The organism is Streptomyces sp. SID13726 (genome assembly GCF_010548375.1).
In the GTDB taxonomy this organism is placed as follows: Bacteria; Actinomycetota; Actinomycetes; order Streptomycetales; family Streptomycetaceae; genus Streptomyces.
In genome coordinates, this window is the sequence record NZ_JAAGLY010000306.1 from 1 (window position 1) to 492 (window position 492).

General features: G+C 78.0%; 1 protein-coding gene. It reads left to right on the forward strand.

The features are described 5' to 3' along the window. The coding region (locus tag G3I78_RS47775) for a M23 family metallopeptidase (protein WP_239158476.1) at window positions 1-492 on the forward strand (492 nt) is incomplete at both ends.

Consider the following 492-nt stretch of genomic DNA (forward strand, 5'->3'; position numbering starts at 1 on the left):
GTTGGACCCGCCGCTGCACGACTGGCTGCCCGGCCACCGGGGCGTCGACCTCGCCGCCGCCGCCGGCGAGACCGTCCTCGCCCCCGCACCCGGGGTCGTCACGTTCGCCGGCCCCGTCGCAGGCCGCGACGTGGTGGTCGTCACGCACGACGGAGGGCTGCGCACGTCGCTCGAGCCGGTCACCGCCGTGGCACCGCGGGGGACGCGCGTCGCCGCGGGTGACGTCGTCGGGACCGTGCAGGGCTCCCCCGGCGACGAGACCGTCGCGAGCCACTGCGCGGCCGCCTGCGTGCACTGGGGCGTGCGACGGGGCGAGCGGTACGTCGACCCGCTCGCGCTGCTCGGCGAGCGGCCGCCGATCGTGCTCCTCCCGCTCGGGGAGCCGGGACCGGGCGACGATGCCCCCGGCGTGCTCAGGCGCGCGGGAAGGCTTGCTCGAACGAGCTGCGCAGCCGCTCGGCCGTCACGTGGGTGTAGCGCTGCGTCGTCGCG